We start from the raw sequence: 14,093 nt of genomic DNA, 5'->3' as shown, positions 1-14,093 counted from the left end.
GTTGATCCGGTTCAGCGGTAGCTGAATTCGGCTCGGCGATTGAGCTGATAGCCCTCCTCGGTGGTTGCGGTCGACGCGGGCTTCTCGGTGCCCCAGCTGATGGCCTCGATGCGCTCGGCGGGAACGCCGAGCTGCGTGAGCGCGCGCTGCACCGAGTCGGCACGGCGCTGGCCGAGCGCCAGGTTGTATTCGCGCCCGCCGCGCTGGTCGGTGTTGCCTTCGATCACCACGCGGCTGGAGGTGCGGTTGCGCATGTAGCTGGCATGCGCCTCCACGATCTCGCGGTCCTGCGGGCGGATGTTGTATTTGTCGAAATCGAAGTAGACGATCTTCGAGACGCCGGCCGGTCCGTTCTGCACCGGCGGCGGCAGCGGCGGTTCCACCTTCGCCACCGCGCTCTTGGCCTTGTTGGAGTAGTAGTAGGTCGCATCGTCGCGGCCGCTCTTGGGGGCCGCGCAGCCCACGACGGCTGCGCCGAGCGCGACGATGGTGAGTATCCGGAAATTCTTTTTCATGACGATCCTTTCGAGGGACAGGCCGGTGGTGGCCTGTCCCTGGTGCTGCGACTCCCTCTCCCCTCCTTGCGATGTTCTTGATCAGCCCAGCAGGCCGTGCAGAACGTTCGTCACGGGAGACAGGGCGGTACCGACCGGGCTGTGCTCGACCAGGCTGGTGATCGGGGTCACCACGTCGGTCACCAGCGGGGCGACCGCGTGCTGCACGCTGCTCACCACGTCGGCCACCGGAGACGCCGCGCCCGACGAGCCGGCCAGGATGTCGGTCACCGGCGAGAGCGCTTCGGAGACCGCGTGCGTCGCGGTGGAGACCACCGGCAGCGCATCGGTCAGGCTGGTGACCGGCTCCAGGATGTTGGCCACCGGGCTGCTGCCACCGGTCAGGCCGCCGAGCAGGCTGCCGACCAGGCCGTCGTGGCCCAGCAGGCTGCCGACGAGGCCGTCGTTGCCGAGCACGCCGTCCAGCACGCCGCCGGCGCCGCCACCGGTCACGCCGTTGAGCAGGCCGCCGACCACGCCGTCGCTGCCGAGCACGCCGTCGAGCAGGCCGCCGGTGTCGCCACCAGTCACGCCGCCGAGGACGCCGCCCAGGAGGCCGTCGCTGCCGAGCACGCCGTCGAGCAGGCCGCCGGTGTCGCCGCCGGTCACGCCGCCGAGGACGCCGCCCAGGAGGCCGTCGCTGCCCAGCACGCCGTCGAGCAGACCGCCGGTGTCGCCACCGGTCACGCCGCCGAGGACGCCGCCCAGGAGGCCATCGCTGCCGAGCACGCCGCCGAGCAGGCCACCGTCGCCGCCGAGGACGCCACCCAGAAGGCCACCGTCACCGCCGAGCACGCCGCCCAGCAGACCGTCGCTGCCCAGCACGCCGCCGAGCAGACCGCCGTCGCCGCCGAGGACGCCACCCAGAAGGCCGCCGTCACCGCCGAGCACGCCGCCCAGGAGACCGTCGCTGCCCAGCACACCGCCGAGCAGACCACCGTCGCCGCCGAGGACGCCGCCCAGAAGGCCGCCATCACCGCCGAGCACGCCACCCAGCAGGCCGTCGTCGCCCAGCACGCCGCCGAGCAGACCACCGTCGCCACCGAGGACGCCGCCCAGCAAGCCGCCGTCACCGCCGAGCACGCCACCCAGCAGACCGTCGTCACCCAGCACACCGCCGAGCAGACCACCGTCGCCACCGAGGACGCCGCCCAACAAGCCGCCGTCACCGCCGAGCACGCCACCCAAGAGACCGTCGTCACCCAGCACACCGCCGAGCAGGCCACCGTCGCCGCCGAGGACACCGCCCAGAAGGCCGCCGTCACCGCCGAGCACGCCACCCAGCAGACCGTCGTCACCCAGCACACCGCCGAGCAGACCACCGTCGCCGCCGAGGACGCCGCCCAACAGGCCGCCGTCACCGCCGAGCACACCTCCCAGCAGGCCGTCGTCACCCAGCACGCCACCCAGCAGGCCATCGCCGCCGATGAGGTTGGCCACGCCGTCTGTCAGGTAGTCGACCTGCGTCGCCACGCCGTTGAGCAGCGCGCTCGTCGTGTCGGTGCCGAGCAGCTGGTCGGTCAGCGGGCTCACCAGGCCGCCCACGCCGCTGGTGACCTGGCCCACGAGGCCGTCGACCGGGTCGAGCACGTTGGGGTCGTTCGCCGTGAAGCTGGTGCCCAGCACCGGGCCCAGCAGGCCGTCGACCGTGTCGGTCAGGCTGTCGGTGAGGCCGACGACCGGTCCGAGCACATTGCCCAGGCCCAGGCCGCCGAGCACGCCGTCGTTCAGGCCGTCGACCAGGTTGCCGACCACGTTGTCGACCGGGTCGAGCAGCGCCGCGCCGGTGCCGGGGGTGCCGCCACCGCCGATGCCACCCAGCACGCCGCCGAGCAGGCCACCCAGCAGCCCGTCGCTGCCGAGCAGGCCGCCGACCGGGCCTTCGTTGCCCAGCAGGCCGCCCACGAGGCCGTCAGGTCCGAGCAGGCCGCCGCCGAGGCCGTCGCCGCCGAGCACGCTGCCCAGCGGGCCGTCGCCACCCAGCAGGCCGCCGAGCAGGCCGTTGTCGCCCAGCAGGCCACCCACGATGCCGTCGCCGCCCAGCAGGCCGCCGACCGGGCCGTCTTCACCGAGCACGCCGCCCAGCAGGCCGTCGTTGCCCAGCAGGCCGCCCAGGAGGCCGTCATTGCCCAGCAGGCCACCCACGAGGCCGTCGCCACCCAGCAGGCCGCCGACCGGGCCGTTGTCGCCCAGCAGGCCACCCAGCAAGCCGTCGTTGCTCAGCAGGCCGCCGAGGAGACCGTCGTCGCCGAGCAGGCCACCCAGCAGGCCTTCTTCGCCGAGCAGGCCGCCGACGGCACCGCCCAGCAGGCCGTCGTCGCCACCGAGCAGGCCGCCCAGCGGGCTGTTGGTGATGAGGCCGGAAATCGCGCCGTCCTGGCCGAGCAGGTTGTCGACCAGGCCGCCATGGCCCAGCAGCTCGCCGGTGAGGCCGTTGCTGCCCAGCAGGCCGGCCAGGGCGCCATCGCCGCCGAGCAGGCCGCCCACGAGGCCGTCGTCGCCCAGCAGGCCGCCCAGGGCGCTGTCGTCACCGAGCAGGCCGCCCAGCAGGCCGCCTTCGCCGAGTGCGCCACCCAGCAGGCCGCCGAGGGCGCCGTCGTCGCCGAGCAGGCCGCCCACGAGGCCGTCTTCGCCGAGCACGTTGCCCAGCAGGCCGCCCAGGGCGCCGTCTTCACCGAGCAGGCCGCCGACCAGGCCGTCGTCGCCCAGCAGGCCACCGACCAGGCCGTTGTCGGCCAGCAGGCCGGCCACCAGGCTGCCTTCGCCCAGCACGTTGTTCAGTACGCCGCCCAGGGCGCCGTTGGGGCCGGTCAGCTGGTCGGTCAGCGCGCCCAGGCCGAGGCTGTCGGTCAGGCCGCTGATGATGCCGTGGTCACCGATGAGGTTGTTCAGGCCGTTGTCCAGCGCGTCGGTCAGGTAGTCGACCTGGTGCAGCACCGAGCCCAGCACGGCGTTGGTGCCGCCGGCGCCCAGCAGGTTGTCCAGCGCGGGGCTCAGGGCGCCGCCCAGCAGGTGGGTGACGCTGCCGACGGTGTTGTCGATCGGGTCGAACTGGTTGGGGTTGTTCTCGGTGAAGGTGTCGCCGAGCAGCGGGGCGAGCACGTCGTCCAGCGTGTCGGTCAGGCCGTCGACCACGTTGGTGACCGGCGTGAGCGCACCGCCCAGGCCGAGCGCGCCGCCGACGGTGTCGATGACCTGGTGGACGAGGCCGTCGCCCGGATCGAGGAGGTGGTCTGCGTCTGCGTCTGCGTCTGCGTCTGCGTCTGCATCGGCGTCGGCATCTGCGTCGGCGTCGGCATCTGCATCTGCATCTGCGTCTGCGTCTGCGTCTGCGTCTGCATCGGCGTCCGCATCGGCGTCCGCATCGGCGTCAGCGTCAGCGTCAGCGTCAGCGTCAGCGTCAGCGTCAGCGTCCGCATCGGCATCGGCATCGGCATCCGCGTCAGCGTCTGCGTCCGCATCTGCGTCTGCGTCCGCATCTGCGTCTGCGTCTGCGTCTGCGTCTGCGTCAGCGTCTGCATCGGCATCGGCATCGGCATCACCGTCCGCATCCGCGTCCGCGTCGGCGTCTGCGTCCGAATCGGCATCCGCGTCCGACTCACCGGGCGTCGTGGGGGTCGTCGGCGTGGTCGGATCGTTCGGGCCGCCGGTGCCCACCAGGAACGGGGTCACGCTGTCGCTGCCGCCGCCACCGCCGCTGAGCGCGGCGCCCAGTGCCGCGGCACCCAGCGCGCCGAGCGCGAATTCACCCAGCCCGATGCCGCTGCCGGCCGCGAGCTTCTTGGTGACGGCCAGGGCAGCCGCGTCGGCGTCGCTGTCCGGGGGGGTCACCTGCAGGTCGCCCGAGGCGACATCCACGTTCACCTGTTCGAGGCCGCCGGGCAGCTTGGTCGAGCCGATGGTGGCGTCGGTGCCGCCGGTGAACACGCCGGCCAGCGGGGCCTTGTTGGTGGCCGAGCCGGGGAACAGCACGTTGGCATGGCCGTCTTGCGGCACGATCACGCGGTCGCCGGGCAACAGCGTCTGATTGCCATCGACGGGAATGCTGACACCGTCGCGCATCACTGCAACGCCCGGCGTGGCATTCGATAATGTGCCGACGCTGGCAGGGCCAGCGGCAGCGGGTGTCGCCGAGCTCACCGAGGCGGGGGCGCCCAGGGGAGTGACGGTGGCTTGAGCGAGAACCACAGGAGCTGCGCCAGCGGCGGCAAGTCCTTCGGTCGAATTGGTCGATGCTTGTTGAGCGGTCATGGCAGCCTCTGTGAGAAAAGATGTCTCTACAGGGGCAACATGCGTGCCGCTTTTTGCAGGTGCTCCGAGCCCCCCGTTACCCACCTCGCAAGCTATTGATTTTTATAGGTATTTTTTAAAATCACGGGTTTTCACGGAGGCCTGGAAACAGGTCGTAAGTACCTCAATCAGCGATTCGTTACGTAACGATGTAACGCCGTGTACCCGGAACGTCCGGCACAACTTGCGTGGCTTCTGCAGTGCTTTCGGTAGCGCGCGAAGCCGCCGCGGCGGCGCCAAGCCACAGCCCTTTTTCTTTCTTCTTCTATATATGTTCAATCCCTCCCAGGAAGACGTGCGCCGCTTCTTCTGCGACGTGTACGCCAAGCACCGCCAGGGCCAGCCCATGGAAGCGCTGGAAACCATTGCCGCCGGCTGGATCGACGAGCACCCCGAGTACCACGAGGACCTGGCCGATGCCGACGCGGCGGTGGCGCGCGTGTACGACGGCTCGAACGGGCGCGAGAACCCTTTTCTTCACCTGTCGATGCACCTGTCGATCAGCGAGCAGTGCTCCATCGACCAGCCGCGCGGCATCCGCCAGGCGGTGGAACTGCTGGCCGCGCGCCGCGGCTCGCTGCTGCATGCGCACCACGAGGCGATGGACTGCCTGGGCCAGATGATGTGGGAGAGCCAGCGCGCCGGGCGCCCGCCCGACGGCGAAGGCTACGTGGCCTGCGTGCAGCGCCGGGCGACGAAAGACTAGACGAAGGCGACCCCACCGGGCGCCCGAAAGGCTGAAAAGCTCAGCGACTGAATGACTGGCTGGCTGGCTTAGCCCGCCCGCTTCTTCCGCGCCGGCGACGGCACGGCGCCCTGCTGCTTCGCCGCCTCGCGCAACAGCGCGGCCATGGCCAGGCGCAGCGCCGATGGCTCCGCGTCGCTGCGCTGCAGCAGGCCGACCGGCTCCTCGGTGCCCGCGGTCTCGATGCGCAGGCGCACCAGGCGCCCTGCCGCCAGCTCCCCGCGCGCCGCGCCCAGCGGCGTGATCCACACCGCATCGGACACCGCCACCAGCGCGCTCGCCACGGCCACGTCCAGCGTCTGCAGCGCGTTGGTCGGCAGCACCAGGCCGCGCGCCGACAAGAAGCTCTCGGTGTTGTGGCGCGGGATGGTGCCCTCGCCGTACACCACCAGCGGGAAGCCCATCACCGCCTGCACCGACGCCGCCAAGGCCCGGCGCGCATGGGCAGGCGCGGCCAGCGGATGGCCCGCGCGCACCGCGAACACCAGCGGCTCGGTGTGCAGCAGCTCGAAGCTCAGCCCGCCCATCAGGCGCGGGTCGCTCATGCGGCCCACCACCAGGTCGAGCTCGCCGGCGCGCAGCTCGTCGAGCAGCGCGGCGTTGGCGGCGCTCTTCACCACGATCTGCACCTGCGGCCAGCCTTCGCGCAGGCGCGCCAGCGCCACCGGCAACAGGGCCGGCGCCACGCTGGGCAAGGCGCCGATGCGCAGCCGCTCGATGCGCCCGCCCGCGGCCGGGGCCACGGCCTGCGCGCTGGCGTCCAGCGCCTCCAGCACGCGCAGCGCGTGCGCCAGCAGTTGCTCGCCGGCGGCGGTGAGCCCCTGCACGCCGCGCCGCCCGGCGTTGCTGCGCTCGACCAGCCGCGTGCCGACGATGGCCTCCAGCTCCGACAGCGTCTTGGACACCGCCGGCTGGCTCAGCGCCAGCCGCTCGGCGGCGCGCGCGAGGTGGCGCTCCTGCGCCACGGCCACGAAGGAGCGCAGGTGGCGCAGCTGCACGTTGCGCAGGAAATCCTGGCGAAGGTCGACGGAGGTTTTCAATGCGCGTTGCTTAACCGCTGGTTATGGAGAACGTATCAATCTTCAATTTACATCATTGAACGGCGCTTCTAAAGTGGCGGCTTCCGGATTCGTCCCACGACAGGAGACAACGTTCATGTTGACCAAGACCAAAGACCTCGACGGCGGCGCATCGCCCGTCCTCACCCCGCGCGACTGGCAAGCCCACCCCAGCTACGTGTACCCGGGCTACAAGTCCACCATGAAGCGCGGCCCGCAGAAGCCGCTGATTCCGCTGAAGGCCTCGCTCGGCGAGCTGCAGCAGCCGGTGTACGGCCACGACAGCATCGGCGAGCTCGACCACGACCTCACGCGCAACGCGCGCAAGAACGGCGAGCCGCTGGGCGAACGCATGATCCTCACCGGCCAGGTGCTCGACGAACACCGCCGCCCGGTGGCCAACACGCTGGTCGAGCTCTGGCAGGCCAACGCCTCGGGCCGCTACGTGCACAAGGTCGACCAGCACGACGCACCGCTGGACCCCAACTTCCTGGGCGCGGGCCGTTGCCTGACCGACAGCGAAGGCCGCTACCGCTTCCTCACCATCAAGCCCGGTGCCTACCCCTGGGGCAACCACCCGAACGCATGGCGTCCGCAGCACATCCACATGTCGCTGTTCGGCCAGAGCTTCGCGAGCCGCCTGGTCACGCAGATGTACTTCCCCGGCGACCCGCTGCTGCAGTACGACCCGATGGTCACCGGCACGCCCGAGCGCTATCGCAACCGGCTGATCGCCGATTTCAGCCTCGACATCACCGAAGAGGGCTACGCGCTGGGCTACCAGTTCGACATCGTGCTGCGCGGCGCGGACGAAACGCCTTTCGAAAACCGCTGAGCCGCCAGGAGACACACACCATGCCATTGATGACCGCACAGGAAGCCGACTTCGGCCAGACCCCCTCGCAGACCGTGGGCCCCTACTTTGCATATGGCCTCACCGCCACGCAGTACGGCTACGACTTCGACCAGCCCTTCGACGCCGTGCTCGCGCTGGACAACGCCAGCGGCGAGCGCATTCGCCTGGAAGGCCGCGTGATCGACGGCGACGGCAACCCGATCAACGACGCGCTGGTCGAGATCAGCCAGCCCGACGGCGAAGGCCGCTACCCGCAAACGCCCGACGAGGCACGCGCGCTGGGCTTTCGCGCGTTCGGCCGCGTCGGCACCGGCACCACCGAAGGCAACCGCTTCGTGTTCCACACCGTCAAGCCCGGCGCGCAGGCCCCCGGCGAGGCACCGCACATCAACGTGATCGTGCTCATGCGCGGCCTGCTGCTGCATGCCTTCACGCGCGTGTACTTCGGCGACGAAGCCGCGGCCAACGCGAAGGACGAGGTGCTGCAGAGCGTGCCGGCCGACCGCCGCCACACGCTGATTGCCGAGCGCGTGGTGCAGGGCGGCGCGGTGAGCTACCGCTTCGACATTCGCATGCAGGGCACGGACGAGACGGCGTTCTTCGACGTCTGAGTACGCAGCACGCTGCGCACGGCTCGGGGAAAACCCGGGCATGAAAAAAGCCCGCTGCAAGCGGGCTTTGTTGTATGAGACTGAACCTTCGCTCAGCGCTCAGCTCTCAGTCCACGCGGTGGTGAATGCGCGACTCGGGCACCGTCTTCAGTTCGCCGGGCAGCGAGCTGATGTAGGTGGCCAGCGTCTTCAGCTCGGCAGTGGTGAACTTCTTCTCTTCGACCTGCTGGCCCATCACCGCGTTGGAGCGGCCCAGGTGCGCGTTGTTTTTCACGCGGTACGACTTGAGCGCGACGAACAGGTAGTCGGCGTGCTGGCCGGCCAGCTTGGGAACGGTGCCGTCGTTGGGCGTGTTGAAGTTCGCGCCGTGGCACTTGGTGCAGCTGTTGTCGGCGTTGCGGGTGATGAGCCCTTCGACGTTGGCCGGCGTTGCCTTGGCCAGCGTGGCCGGCGGTGCGCTGCCGTCCTTCAGGCCAAGCTGGCTGTAGTAGGCCGCGAGGTCCGCGATGTCTTGCTCGGTGAGCGTGTCGGCAATGGCGCGCATGGTGGGGTGCTTGCGGTCGCCGCCCTTGTACGCGGTGAGCGCGGCCGTGATGTAGGTGGCGCTCTGGCCCGCGATCATGGGCACCTTGTGGATCTCCGGGAAGCTGGCCTGGTAGCCGATGATGCCGTGGCAGCCCACGCACATCTGTACCTTCTTTGCCCCGTCCTGGGCCTTGCCAGTGACTTGTTGGGCTTCAGCCGAGACCGTCACGCAAGCGACAGCAAGGGCAAACATCGTGGTCAACAACTTGTTCATTTTGCGCGCACAATCTCGTGGAGAGTACAGTTTTTCGAATCAACATTCGATTATAGGCAGGGGTCCTCCGGATCCCTGTGCAGGCCAACCCTAGGCTGCACAACGCGCGTCGAGTGTGTTCTTTTCTCCACCCCAGCTTCCGTCTCACTCATGAAATTCCAGGGCTCAGACAATTACGTCGCCACGCAGGACCTGATGCTCGCGGTCAACGCGGCCATCACCCTCAAACGTCCATTGCTCGTCAAGGGCGAGCCCGGCACCGGCAAGACCATGCTGGCCGAGGAAGTGGCCCAGTCGCTCGGCCTGCCGCTGCTGCAGTGGCACATCAAGTCGACCACCAAGGCGCAGCAGGGCCTGTACGAATACGACGCCGTGAGCCGCCTGCGCGACTCGCAACTGAAGGACGTGGACGGCGGCGAGCGCGTGAAGGACATCCAGAACTACATCGTGAAGGGCGTGCTCTGGCAGGCCTTCACGGCCGACGAGCCGGTGGCGTTGCTGATCGACGAGATCGACAAGGCCGACATCGAATTCCCGAACGACCTGCTGCGCGAAATCGACCGCATGGAGTTCTACTGCTACGAAACGCGCGAGCTCATTCGCGCCAAGCACCGCCCGGTGGTGTTCATCACCTCCAACAACGAGAAGGAGCTGCCCGACGCCTTCCTGCGCCGCTGCTTCTTCCACTACATCAAGTTCCCCGATGCCGAGACGATGAAGCACATCGTCGCCGTGCACTTCCCCGGCCTGAAGCAGGAGCTGCTCACCGCGGCCATGAAGACCTTCTACGACGTGCGCAACCTGCCCGGCCTGAAGAAGAAGCCCTCCACCTCCGAGCTGCTCGACTGGCTCAAGCTGCTGGTGGCCGAAGACATTCCGCTCGAAGCGCTGCAGAGCAAGGACGACAAGGTCGCCGTGCCGCCGCTGGTGGGCGCGCTGCTGAAGAACGAACAGGACGTGACGCTCTTCGAGAAGCTCGTCTTCATGCAACGCAACAACCGCTAGGCCCATGAGCCGACAACCCCACTCCACCAGGCAACTGATGAAGCTGGGCATTGCCCAGGCGGTGCTCTTCGTGGTGGGCGCGCTGCTCGGCCGCGGGCTCGGGCTGCTGCTCGGGCTCGACGCCTTCGGCGCCGGCGGCTACGGCAAGCGCGAGATCTTCGGCATTGCGCTGGTCGGCCTGGGCGGCGGCGCCGGGGCGCAGGCGGCACGCCTCTGGTATGTGCACAAGTACGGCGACCCCAGGGCCTGAAGCCGACCGCGTTCCCACAGCAGTTCACAGCAGTCCACAGCAGTCCCCAGAGCAACCGAGAGAGTTTGAAATGGCGTTCGTCGAACCCGTCACGCTGAAGGCCCGCGGCATCGCGCTGGTGCCGCTGGCGCTGGGCCATGAAGAAGGCCTGCGCGCCGCGGCCGCCGACGGCGAGCTGTGGAAGCTGCGCGTCACCTCCGTGCCCGAGCCGCAAGACACGCGCGCCTACATCGAGACCGCGCTCGGCACCGCCGACCGCTTCGCCTTCGCCGTGACCGACGAGGCCACCGGCACCGTGCTCGGCAGCACCAGCTTCCACGACATGCTGCCCGCGGTGAAGCGCGTGGAAATCGGCTACACGTGGTACGCCGCGCGCTGCCAGCGCACGCACGTCAACACCACCTGCAAGCTGCTGATGCTCACGCACGCATTCGACGCGCTGGGCTGCCACGTGGTGGGCTGGCGCACGGACAACTTCAACTTCGCCTCGCAGCGCGCCATCGAGCGGCTGGGCGCGAAGCGCGACGGCGTGATCCGCGGCAACGCGATGCGCCGCGACGGCACCATCCGCGACACCTTCATGTACAGCCTGCGCGCGGGCGAGTGGCCGGAGGTGCGCGCGCAGCTGCTGTACCTGCTCGACAAGCCCCGCGCCTGAAACCAAAGGAGCGCCCCATGCTCATCGACTTCTTCTACACCCTGCGTTCGGCCAAGCTGCCGGTGTCGGTCAAGGAATACCTCACGCTGCTCGAGGCCCTGCAGGCCGACGTGGTGGGGCCCAACTCCGACGGCGCCTACGGCATCGACGACTTCTACTACCTCTCGCGCACCGCGCTCGTGAAGGACGAGAAGCACTACGACAAGTTCGACCGCGCCTTCGCCGCCTACTTCAAGGGCGTGGAGATGCTCACCGACTTCACCAAGGAAGTGCCGCTCGACTGGCTGAAGAAAACGCTGGAGCGCGAGTTCACGGCGGAAGAAAAAGCCAAGATCGAGAAGATGGGCTGGGACGAGCTCATGGAAACGCTCAAGAAGCGCTTCGAGGAGCAGAAGGAACGCCACGAGGGCGGCAGCAAGTGGATCGGCACCGGCGGCACCTCGCCCTTCGGCAACGGCGGCTACAACCCGCAGGGCATCCGCATCGGCGGCGCCGGCAAGAACAAGAGCGCGGTGAAGGTGTGGGACCAGCGCGCCTACAAGGACTACGACGACACGCAGGAGCTGGGCACGCGCAACATCAAGGTGGCGCTGCGCCGGCTGCGCAAGTTCGCGCGCGAAGGCAACGTGGAAGAGCTGGACCTGGACGACACCATCCACTCGACCGCGGCCAACGCCGGCTACCTCGACATCAAGATGCGGCCCGAGCGCCACAACAACGTGAAGGTGCTGCTGCTGATGGACGTGGGCGGCACCATGGACGAGCACATCGCGCGGGTGGAAGAACTCTTCTCGGCCGTGAAGACCGAGTTCAAGCACCTGGAGTTCTTCTACTTCCACAACTGCGTGTACGACTTCATGTGGAAGAACAACAAGCGCCGCTTCTCCGAGAAGTTCGCCACCTGGGACATCCTGCGCAAGTACAACAAGGACTACAAGCTGATCTTCGTGGGCGACGCCACGATGAGCCCTTACGAAATCTTGCAACCCGGCGGCAGCGTTGAATACAACAACGAAGAAGCCGGCGCCGAGTGGATCCAGCGGCTCACGCACACCTTTCCCAAGTTCGCGTGGATCAACCCCGAGCCGCAGGGCGTGTGGCAGTACCGCCAGAGCATCGGCGTGATGCAGCAGCTCATGTCCAACCGCATGTACCCGCTGACCCTGCGCGGCCTCGAAGAGGCGATGCGGATGCTGTCGAAGTAGCTTTCGAGGCACGGCAGGGCCAGGCAGGGCCGAGCAGGACGAGTAGGACGAAGCCGGCGATCTCGCGGGGCCTTCAGGAACCGCCGGTGCTTGCTGTCAGAATCCGCCCATGGTCAGGGCGGTATCCGTTTCTTCGCCGGCGTGGTGGCCGGCTTTGTTTTTTTCAGGCGTCCTGCTTCTGCAAGGCTGCAGCCTGCTGCCGGGAAAAGGCAAGGACCCGGCCGAAGGCCAGCCCGTGGCGGGCCTGGTGCGCGGCGGTTCGGCCGACACGGCCGAAACCAAAGACGGCGGCAAGGACGGCGACAAGACCGACAAGGCCAGGACCGACAAGCGCGACGCCTTCACCGTCGACGTGCGCGGCCCCGAGGACGTGCGCGACTACCTCAAGCTGCACCTCGAGATCCAGCGCTACCGCGAACTCGACGACCTGGGCGCCACCGAAATCTCCCGCCTCATGGTGGCCGCCGAGGCCAACGCCCGCGAGCTGCTGGGCACCCTGGGCTACTTCACGCCCACGCTGACGCTGGAGCTCAACGAAACGCCGCAGGGCACCAAGGCGCCCAGAGAAATCGTCATCACCGTGTCGCCCGGCGACATCACCAAGGTGAGCAACGTGCAGATCAGCTACGCCGGCCCCATTGCCGACGACGCCAGCGCCGAGGCGCAGCGCGACAGCATCCGCACCAACTGGGCCCTGCGCGCGGGCCAGCCCTTTACCCAGCAGGCCTGGGACGAGGCCAAGACCACCGCGCTGCGCAGCCTCACGGCCAAGCGCTTTCCCACCGGCAACATCGAGCTGAGCCGCGCCGAGGTCGATGCCGACCGCCACGAAGCGCGGCTGAACGCCACCTACCAGTCGGGCCCTGCGTACAAGTTCGGCCCGCTGGTGCTGCGCGGCATCCAGCGCTACGACCCCGACGGCGCGCGCCGCATCGCGCGCCTGCCCAGCGGGCAGGACTACGACCAGCAGAAGCTGCTCGACGCGCAGCAGCGCCTGGCCAGCAGCGGCTACTACGACTCCGTGTTCCTCACGCTGGACACCGAAAGCGGCAACCCGCTGGCCGCGCCCGTCATCGCGCAGCTGCGCGAGGCGCCGCTGCAGAAGGTGGTGGCGGGCGTGGGCTTCACCACCGACAACGGCCCGCGCCTGTCGCTCGACCATATTCACAACCAGGTGCCGCTGCTGGGCTGGCGCGCCGTGTCGCGGCTTTCGCTCGACCGCGACATCAAGTCGCTGAGCACCGAGCTCAAGGCCATTCCCGACGACCGCGGCTGGCAATGGTTCACCGGCGCCGAGCTCAAGAGCGAGCAATCGGGCAGCTACGTGGTCGACAGCGGCCGGCTGCGCGGCGGGCGCAGCAAGGCCAGCGACCACATCGACCGCAGCTACTTCCTGCAGTACGACTACGCGCAGAACCGCGGCATCGACGCGCCACCCTCGGCCTCCGCCGTGACCGCCAACTGGGGCTGGACCGGCCGCTACTTCGACGACAACGCCGCGCCCACGCGCGGCTACGGCCTGGCGCTGGAAGTGGCCGCGGGCTACACGCTGACCGGCGAGCAGGTGCCCTTCACGCGCACCTACGCGCGCTGGCTCGGCGTGGTGCCGCTGGGCTCCGCCGACGACAAGGAAAGCCGCGCGCGCCGCAGCCGCCTGCAACTGCGCGTGGAAGCGGGCGCCGTCGCCGCGAAAGAGAGCGCGCAGATTCCCTCCACGCTCATGTTCCTCACCGGCGGCGACACCACCGTGCGCGGCTACAGCTACAAGCAGATCGGCACCGTGCGCCCCGACGGGCAGATCGTGGCCGGCCGCTACCTGGGCGTGATGAGCGCCGAGTGGCAGCGCCCCTTCGTCTACAAGGACAAGCTCACCGCCTGGGAGAGCGTGATGTTCGTCGACGCCGGCGCCGTGGCCGACAAGCCCGGCGAGCTCAAGCCCAAGGTCGGCGTGGGCGTGGGCGCGCGCTGGCGCAGCCCCGTGGGCCCGGTGCAGGCCGACCTGGCCTACGGCGTGGACACGAAGAAGTTCCGCCTGCACTTTCGCCTCGGCTTCACTTTCTGA

12 protein-coding genes are annotated in these 14,093 nt (G+C 68.9%); 8 read left to right on the top strand and 4 right to left on the bottom strand.

The genetic code is table 11. The features are described from left to right. Positions 1–11: 11 nt before the first annotated feature. Positions 12–515 carry a peptidoglycan-associated lipoprotein Pal gene (pal, locus tag AB6807_RS28590; RefSeq protein WP_371087209.1) on the bottom strand — a complete coding sequence of 168 codons (504 nt, stop codon included), beginning with the start codon at positions 513–515 and terminating at the stop codon, positions 12–14. An 81-nt stretch (positions 516–596) separates the two neighbouring features. Next, complete coding sequence (locus AB6807_RS28585; RefSeq protein WP_371087208.1) at positions 597–4,805, bottom strand: hypothetical protein; 4,209 nt, start codon at positions 4,803–4,805, stop codon at positions 597–599. A gap of 310 nt (positions 4,806–5,115) precedes the next feature. Between AB6807_RS28585 and AB6807_RS28580 the strand changes: the two genes are divergently transcribed. Beyond that, entirely contained in the window at positions 5,116–5,550 is a 435-nt protein-coding gene (locus AB6807_RS28580) for a DUF1841 family protein (protein ID WP_116909445.1), read from the top strand. 68 nt (positions 5,551–5,618) lie between these two features. Here the strand turns inward: AB6807_RS28580 and AB6807_RS28575 are convergent, their stop codons facing one another. Beyond that, positions 5,619–6,629 (bottom strand): LysR substrate-binding domain-containing protein, encoded by a 1,011-nt coding sequence (locus tag AB6807_RS28575; RefSeq protein WP_116909446.1) that lies wholly within the window; start codon positions 6,627–6,629, stop codon positions 5,619–5,621. A 115-nt stretch (positions 6,630–6,744) separates the two neighbouring features. Here AB6807_RS28575 and pcaH point away from each other — a divergent pair, with 115 nt between their 5' ends. Further along, complete coding sequence (gene pcaH / locus AB6807_RS28570) at positions 6,745–7,482, top strand: protocatechuate 3,4-dioxygenase subunit beta (RefSeq protein ID WP_116909447.1); 738 nt, start codon at positions 6,745–6,747, stop codon at positions 7,480–7,482. 20 nt (positions 7,483–7,502) lie between these two features. Beyond that, on the top strand, positions 7,503–8,114 hold the full coding sequence (pcaG, locus tag AB6807_RS28565) for a protocatechuate 3,4-dioxygenase subunit alpha (RefSeq protein ID WP_371087207.1): 612 nt from the start codon (positions 7,503–7,505) through the stop codon (positions 8,112–8,114). Between the two features lie 106 nt (positions 8,115–8,220). Here the strand turns inward: pcaG and AB6807_RS28560 are convergent, their stop codons facing one another. Further along, positions 8,221–8,913: a cytochrome c gene (locus tag AB6807_RS28560; protein ID WP_116909449.1), complete on the bottom strand. Its 693-nt coding sequence runs from the start codon at positions 8,911–8,913 to the stop codon at positions 8,221–8,223. Positions 8,914–9,063: 150 nt separating this feature from the next. Here AB6807_RS28560 and AB6807_RS28555 point away from each other — a divergent pair, with 150 nt between their 5' ends. From AB6807_RS28555 to AB6807_RS28535, 5 genes are all read left to right on the top strand, one after another. Beyond that, positions 9,064–9,918 carry a MoxR family ATPase gene (locus AB6807_RS28555; RefSeq protein WP_093130390.1) on the top strand — a complete coding sequence of 285 codons (855 nt, stop codon included), beginning with the start codon at positions 9,064–9,066 and terminating at the stop codon, positions 9,916–9,918. Between the two features lie 4 nt (positions 9,919–9,922). Beyond that, a complete protein-coding gene (locus AB6807_RS28550; protein ID WP_116909450.1) occupies positions 9,923–10,168 on the top strand; it encodes a hypothetical protein in 246 nt (81 codons plus the stop codon). Positions 10,169–10,238: 70 nt separating this feature from the next. Further along, positions 10,239–10,826 carry a GNAT family N-acetyltransferase gene (locus tag AB6807_RS28545; RefSeq protein WP_371087206.1) on the top strand — a complete coding sequence of 196 codons (588 nt, stop codon included), beginning with the start codon at positions 10,239–10,241 and terminating at the stop codon, positions 10,824–10,826. A 17-nt stretch (positions 10,827–10,843) separates the two neighbouring features. Then, complete coding sequence (locus tag AB6807_RS28540) at positions 10,844–12,031, top strand: VWA domain-containing protein (protein ID WP_116909452.1); 1,188 nt, start codon at positions 10,844–10,846, stop codon at positions 12,029–12,031. Between the two features lie 109 nt (positions 12,032–12,140). Beyond that, positions 12,141–14,093 carry an autotransporter assembly complex family protein gene (locus tag AB6807_RS28535; protein ID WP_371087205.1) on the top strand — a complete coding sequence of 651 codons (1,953 nt, stop codon included), beginning with the start codon at positions 12,141–12,143 and terminating at the stop codon, positions 14,091–14,093.

It is taken from the genome of Variovorax sp. RCC_210 (assembly GCF_041355175.1).
In the GTDB taxonomy this organism is placed as follows: Bacteria; Pseudomonadota; Gammaproteobacteria; order Burkholderiales; family Burkholderiaceae_C; genus Variovorax.
The sequence above is the reverse complement of the archived record's forward strand: the minus strand, read 5'-3'. Positions and strand labels throughout refer to the sequence as shown.